Annotated in this window: 7 protein-coding genes and 1 riboswitch; of the genes, 3 read left to right on the top strand and 4 right to left on the bottom strand. The window is 25.6% G+C overall.

Annotation, left to right across the window (positions count from 1 at the left end; all coding sequences use genetic code 11):
- Positions 1-197: 197 nt before the first annotated feature.
- The gene (locus tag Q0V09_RS05670) at positions 198-995 is read left to right on the top strand and encodes an alpha/beta hydrolase (RefSeq protein WP_297405195.1); all 798 of its coding nucleotides are present in this window, start codon (positions 198-200) and stop codon (positions 993-995) included.
- Positions 996-1,023: 28 nt separating this feature from the next.
- Here the strand turns inward: Q0V09_RS05670 and Q0V09_RS05675 are convergent, their stop codons facing one another.
- The 4 genes from Q0V09_RS05675 to Q0V09_RS05690 form a co-directional block, all read right to left on the bottom strand.
- Complete coding sequence (locus Q0V09_RS05675; protein ID WP_297405197.1) at positions 1,024-1,632, bottom strand: hypothetical protein; 609 nt, start codon at positions 1,630-1,632, stop codon at positions 1,024-1,026.
- Between the two features lie 72 nt (positions 1,633-1,704).
- A complete protein-coding gene (locus Q0V09_RS05680) occupies positions 1,705-3,261 on the bottom strand; it encodes a bifunctional aspartate transaminase/aspartate 4-decarboxylase (protein ID WP_297487591.1) in 1,557 nt (518 codons plus the stop codon).
- Between the two features lie 44 nt (positions 3,262-3,305).
- On the bottom strand, positions 3,306-5,018 hold the full coding sequence (gene aspT / locus Q0V09_RS05685) for an aspartate-alanine antiporter (RefSeq protein ID WP_297487593.1): 1,713 nt from the start codon (positions 5,016-5,018) through the stop codon (positions 3,306-3,308).
- 212 nt (positions 5,019-5,230) lie between these two features.
- Positions 5,231-5,578: a hypothetical protein gene (locus tag Q0V09_RS05690; protein WP_297405203.1), complete on the bottom strand. Its 348-nt coding sequence runs from the start codon at positions 5,576-5,578 to the stop codon at positions 5,231-5,233.
- 114 nt (positions 5,579-5,692) lie between these two features.
- A riboswitch (cyclic di-GMP riboswitch) is annotated at positions 5,693-5,768 on the top strand.
- Between the two features lie 221 nt (positions 5,769-5,989).
- Here Q0V09_RS05690 and Q0V09_RS05695 point away from each other — a divergent pair.
- Both Q0V09_RS05695 and Q0V09_RS05700 read left to right on the top strand, forming a co-directional pair.
- Positions 5,990-6,313, top strand: coding sequence for a helix-turn-helix domain-containing protein (locus Q0V09_RS05695; RefSeq protein ID WP_297487595.1), 324 nt, complete (start codon positions 5,990-5,992; stop codon positions 6,311-6,313).
- Complete coding sequence (locus tag Q0V09_RS05700) at positions 6,306-7,025, top strand: hypothetical protein (protein ID WP_297487597.1); 720 nt, start codon at positions 6,306-6,308, stop codon at positions 7,023-7,025. The genes Q0V09_RS05695 and Q0V09_RS05700 overlap by 8 nt, the downstream gene beginning before the upstream one ends.
- Positions 7,026-7,037: the final 12 nt, after the last annotated feature.

Genomic DNA, 7,037 nt, shown 5'->3' on the forward strand with positions numbered 1-7,037 from the left:
CATAAAAACGCGTCAAATCTAAAAAGCATACAAATTTACACGTGAAAACTACAGTCCTTAAAAACAGCATATAAGAGCGTTTAATAAGAAATCGATTTTCGTGTATATTTTTAAAGATTTTGTTCATAAAATTATAATTTCAACTAAATTTTGATATTATTTTATTAAATCAAAGAATTTTTTAAGAGGAGAAATTTATGATAAAAAATAAAAAATTAAATATTGAAATTACAGGAAATGGTTTTCCAATAGTTTTTATTCACTCATTTTTGTGGGATAAAACTATGTGGGAACCTCAAATTAAAGAATTGTCTAGCAAATATAAATGTGTAAATATTGACCTTTATGGGCATGGAAAATCTGATTTTTTAGAAAAATCTAATGAGTACTCATTAGATCAATTAACTGATGATATTTTAGATTCATTAGTTGATTTAAATTTAAAAGAATATTTTTATATAGGTTTATCTGTTGGAGGAATGTTAGCTCCATATTTCTATGAAAAACAAAAAAACAAAATAAAAAAAATGGTCATAATGGATAGTTATTCTGGTATAGAAAATGAAACTTTAAAATTAAAATATTTTAATATGTTAGATATTATTTTAAAAGAAAAAAAAGTTTCTGAATACATAATAAAAGAGGTTGTCCCAATGTTTTTTTCTTATAAAACACTAGATAAACAACTGGATATTGTAGATAATTTTAAAAAAAGTTTAAGAGAAATAAAAGAAGAAAATATTGAAACTATAGTTACTTTAGGAAAAGCAATATTTGGAAGAAAAAACAAATTAAAAGATTTAAAAAATATAGATATACCAGTTTTATTTATGGTGGGAGAAGATGATATTCCAAGACCAATTTGTGAAAGTATAGAGATGAATAAAATTGTAAAAAATTCTATTTATAAAAAAATTCCAAATTCAGGGCATATTTCAAATTTAGAAAATCCAGATTTTGTAACAAAAGAAATTGAATTATTTTTGATCAAGTGATTAAAAATAGCTCCCTTTAATTTTTATTTTAAAGGGAGCTATTTTTTATGATTTTATCATCTTTATAAAAAACTTTTTTTACAATATTTCCAGTTAAACTATAAATTTGAAAAACTCCATTTCTTGTAAAAAAACAGTTTCTAATACGACTTCGTTTAAAGTCATAAATTTTATTTGGAGAACAACTATATCTATTATTTGAAGTAGCTTTATATGACATAGCTAAATTTCCGTTATCATGATAAAAAGTTATTTTATATTTATTATCTTTAATATTATTAATTTCACTTTTTAAGAGGTTATCTTCATTATATTCTTTTAATTTTACTAGAAGCATATTATTATCATAATAAAAAATATTTTGTAAAAATCCGTTTTGATTAAATGTTTTTAAAGGACCATGTAAAATTCCATTAACAATAGAGTATTCTGCTATAAGAGTTCTATCAAATTCTTCTGAAAAAAAACGTGCTTTTCCAGTGTATTTTTTATTAGTTTCTTTAACATAATAGATATTATTTTTTATAATAAGTTTTGAATCACTTATAACATTTTCAATATTTTTTTTTGGAATCGATTTTTTATTACAATTTAAAATTAATAAAGAAAAAATAAATAGAAAAAATATTTTTTTCATGAGATCTCCCAATAAGCTTTATTTGTTAATTTCATACGAAAATATTTTTACAAAATTAAAATAATGTTTCCTTTATTTTTTTTCTATTTCATATTGGTTATAAAATTCTTGTAAAATTTTATTAGTATTTTTACCAATAGCTTCATATTGATGTTCTTGAAGATTAGCTAAAGATACTCTTAAAGTTGGGTGAGTATCTCCAAATCCTTTTCCAGGCATTAAGATAACGCCAGTATTTTTTGCTAAAGCAAATAAGAAATCATTTATTTTATTATTATCTTGGAACCAGTCACCAAACTCTTTTCCAAAAAGTTTTTCTCCAATGTCTTTTATATTTATTAGATTATAATAATTGACAGTATTGATATTTTCATCAAGTTTAATTCCTAAAGCTGCATATAAAATTTCACAACGAGTTCTAACTAAATGTTTACAAGCTTTTTTATAATTTTCTCCTAAGTCAACTAAGGAATTAAGGGCAAATAAGGCCATTTGAAGTTGTTGTGGAGTAGATATACCAGCTGTATGATTAAGACCAACAGCTCTACTATCAGCAACTAATCTATCAATGAATTTTAACTCTGTTGGATTAGGGCTCATTATACTATATCTTGAATTAACATCATCTTTTGATTCTTTAATTTTTTCATCAAAAATATTATTATGAGCTAAAGATATTGTTCCAAGTCTCCATCCAGTAGCACCAAAATATTTTGAGAATGAATAAACAAGTAAAGTATTTTTAGGTAAAATAGCAAAACAAGATAAGAAATTATCTCCAAAAGTTCCATAGACATCATCAGTTATAATCATTAAATCAGGTCTATTTTCTTCAACTATTTTTTTTAAGTTAAGAAGAGTTTCGTTACTTAATTTAGTTGAAGGTGGATTACTAGGATTAACCATACATAAAAGTTTAATAGATGGATCTTTTAATTTTTCTAATTCACTTAAAGGTAATTGCCAATCAATTGTTGGATCAAGTTGTAGTTCGATAACATCAAGATCATATTCTGCTAATCCTGGTATTTCAAGATATGGAGTAAATATAGGAGTAATAATTGCAATTTTATCTTTAGATTTCATTAGTTTATTTGTATGTAATGAATTAAAAATATATGCCATTGCAGCTGTTCCACCTTCTGTTGCAAACACATCAAAGTCATCACTGATTTTACCTTGACACATCTCTTTTGTTATGTATTTTTTTACAATTTTCTCAATATTTTTAAGGATTCTAGGTGGAGTTGGATAATTATTAGCTAAATAAGCATTAATAAATTCTATTAAAACATCTTCTACATCTAAACCTAATTGATCTTCAACATATGATAGATATATTAACATCTCATTAACACCACAAGTTTTATCTTGATTTCTTAAAAAGATTAAAAAACGTGTATAAATACCTTTGTTTTTAGGAGAACCTCCTAAATGATTGTTTAAATATGAATATGCAAATTCAGATTCTTCAATTGCAAATTTTCCCAAAAGATTAAACATCTTTCTAGGAAGTGTAGATAAGAAGTTTGGATTCCCTCTTCCAGCATTTAAAACTTCTCCTTTAAACTGTTCATCGGCCAATTGTATTAGTTGGTCTTTTAACTCAAATGGACTTAATTCTTTCATTTGAAACACCTCCGATTTATTTAGTAAAAATTATGTATTAATTATTAATTTTTTGTAACTAATCCAACGATAATAGGACCCCATATAGTTAAGAAAATATTAGCTACAGCATATGAAATTGTAAAAGGTAAAACTGGTGTAGAGTTTTGAGCTTTTCTAAGAACTTCTGAGAAAGCAGGGTTAGAACTTCTACCTCCAGCAATAATAGCAACAGATTTAATTGGATCTTTGATTTTTAATATAAAATAATCAAATAAAAATGTAACTATTTGTGGAACTAAAGTAACAAATACACCAAGCCAAAATAAAGTCATACCATATTTTTCAACTGTAACAATGGCACTTTTCCCCGCATTTAAACCTACAATTGCCACAAAGACAACAAGACCAAAAACTTTTAAAAAATTAGTAGTTCCATGGTCAATTCCACCAATTTTAGGGTTTTTACTTCTCCACCAACCAAAAATTAACCCTGAGAAAAGACATCCTCCACCAGTTCCAAGAGATACAGGAACACTTCCAAAAGGAATAGATATATGTCCTATTAAAATTCCTAAAATAATACCAACTGAAAAAGTTATATAGTTAATAACATTTTTATTTGGAGTAGATTCTCCAAGTAATTTAAATGAACGAGTAATGTTTTCATTTCTACCGATTAAAATTATTTCATCATTCATTAAAAATTTAAAATTCGGATTTAAAGGAAGTTCCTCTCCTTTTCTAAAAACTTGAGAGATAACAAAACCTAAAGTAGTTGCAGGAGGAAGTAGGGCTTTAATTTCATCAGCAGTTTTATTATTTAAATCTTTTTTATTAAAAATAATTGATTTTCTATATTCAATGGTATTTAAGATGTTATTTGTATCAAAAACCTCTTCTCCTAGAACTGAAGGTAATTGTATAAGAGATCTTATCTTCCCACCTATAACAACCCAATCATTTTCTTTAAAGACATAATTATCAAAGTTCTCAACTTTAATTTTTTCATTATTTTGTAAAAGATCAACAAAGAATATTTTTTCATGGAAATCCATTTCTAATTCTTTTGCAGTTTTACCAAGATATTTTGATGAACTTGTTATTTCGTATATTCTAGAAGTTACTTTTTCAAGAGCAAGAGTTTGGTTTTCTTCTAAAACAATACCTTTTGCTTCAGAAGTTTCTAAATCAATTGCTGATTTTCTAAGATTCCATTTCATAATTAGTGGAAAAATAGTACCACACATAAGGATAGGACCAAGAGATCCAAAAATATATGTAACAGAGTAACCAACAGCAACATTTGTTTCTAGTTGTTTAGTTAGAGCAGGGTTTAGTCCTAAATTTGAAATAGCACTTCCAGCAGTACCAATAATAGCTGATTGAGTTAAACCTCCAGCAGCAAGTCCTGATGCAAGTCCTCTATCAAGATGAAAGACGTAGGCACTTATAAGAACACAGATAAGACCGGTAACAGTCATGAAAATAGCTGAAAATACAAATTTAATAGAGCTTTTATTATTTAAAGCACCAAAAAACTTAGGTCCACCTTCATAACCAACAGCATAAATGAAAAGAGCGAAAAAAGCAGTTTTAAGAACTCCAGGGATATTAAATCCAAGTTGTCCAACAATAACAGCAATAATTAAGCTTCCAGCAATGCCACCAAGTTGAAACTTTCCAAACTTAATATTTCCAATAAGAAATCCAATACCAATGGATAAAAATAAAGCAATTAGTATATTGGAGCGAATACAGTTAGCTAGAATTTCCATACAATTCCTCCTTATAAATTTTTATGGGTCAATAATAGTTCTAAAAAAATTGAAAGTCAAGCATTAAAAAAATGCTTTTAAAAGGGAAAGGTTGTGAAAGTATTACTTAGTGAGACATATAGAATGAAAATTTATTTTTAAAAGTACTAAAAAAACATAACTAGATTATTAAAATAAAAAATACCTCAAAAATTTTTTGAGGTATTTTCATTTTAAAAAAGAGTGCTTCTTAAATCATCAAAAATAATAATCTCTTTTTTATTTTCTTTATAAATTGCATAAATTTTAATCTTATCTTTATAAGATTTAAATCGATATTTTCTGTGTTCATATTTTCTTAAATTCATAATATATTTTTTTTCTGGAGATTTAATTAATATAACAAGATGCTTACTAGTATAATTTCGTAAATCAACTTCATAGTAATTTTTTCTTATTTCTTTTAATATTTTAGTATCTTTTGAAACAATATTAACTTTTGTATTTAGTGGAACTTGTACAGTTTTAGAAAAAGAAGAAATAGATAGTAAAACAAATAAATAAACAAAATATTTTTTCATAAAATATCACCTCTTTTTATTTTTTTATACAATGGCTGAAATTAATTTCTTTTATAAAAAAATAAAACTATTGCAAAATATATATCTATTTGATATACTAATTTTCGATAACCAAAAGAAATATGGCAAAGTAAGGGAAATCTTATGACGCAAAACTATAGGGTCTTTAAAATGACAGCCAGCTGCATATTTATGCAATTGGCTATTTTTTTTTGCAAAAATAAAAAAATTAATATATTAAAATAAAAGGGTATTGGGGGGTATCTTTTATTTTGATTTTCTTGTTATGAATACTTATAAATTAAGAACTCCCCACTTTAAAGTGAGGAGTTTTTTTATTGATATTTGTATGTTATAGTTATGAAAAATAAAATATATATGAGTATGAATTATAAGGGGGGAGTATACATAATGAAGAATACGCCTTATCCATTTGAATTAACTTTTCAAATTTTACGAAGAAAGTGGAGCGTTTTGATAATTTGGATTTTAGAGGGGAAATGTCTTAGGTTAAGTGAACTTAAAAAATTTTTAAATGGTTGTAGTGAAAAAGTTTTAAGAGAAACTTTATATTATTTGTTAGAGTACAGTATTATTCAAAAAAAAGAGTGTGTAGGAGTATATAAATATACAGAGTATTCATTAACAAATTTAGGAATAGAGATTATTCATATAATTAAAAAAGCTAATGAGTTTGGAAAAAATTATTTTATTGAAGGAGAAAAAAATGTTTAAAAAATTATTTTTATTTTTATTTTTATTTAATAGTTTATCTTTTGCATTTGAATTCAGTCCTTTGGGATTTGATAAAAGAATTGATACTGGGGAAGGGTATGGTGAGTTTATATATGGGAACTCTGGAGATGAAGTTGTTAGATATAAAATCAATATAAGTAGTAATGGAAAAGATAATGATATTTCAAAATATGTAAGTGTTTATCCAAAAATATTAACAATAAAGCCTAAAAGTAGTGGGAAGGTAAAAGTTTATGTGGAAGCACCACCAACGTTGAAAAAGGGTATTTATGGTTTTATGATAGGTAGTGAAAGTGTAGCTATTCCATTTTTACAGAAAGAGAAACAAGGGAATGTAGCACCAGCCGTTTCTTTTAAAACATCAATTGGACTAGAAATGCAGGCATATGTGGGAGAGGTTGGACAAAGTTTTGAAATATCAAATGAAAAAATAATTACAAAAAAAAATAAGGATAATAAAAATATAAAAATATATACATCGAATTTAAAAAATAGTACAGGACGAGGGTATGAAATAGGAGTGGGATTTGTTGATTCTCAAAATAGTTTAATTGGGGTGGAATCTATGGGTAGAATTAATGATGATGGAAATATGAGAATAGAAAATGAAATACCTAAGTTTGCAAAGGCATTAGTTTTTTATGACTATAATAATCAAAAATTTGTTGGACAACAGATTAAGATAAATTAAAAAAGCGGAGGA

The sequence above is a fragment of the uncultured Cetobacterium sp. genome (assembly GCF_947039425.1).
Taxonomy (GTDB): domain Bacteria; phylum Fusobacteriota; class Fusobacteriia; order Fusobacteriales; family Fusobacteriaceae; genus Cetobacterium_A.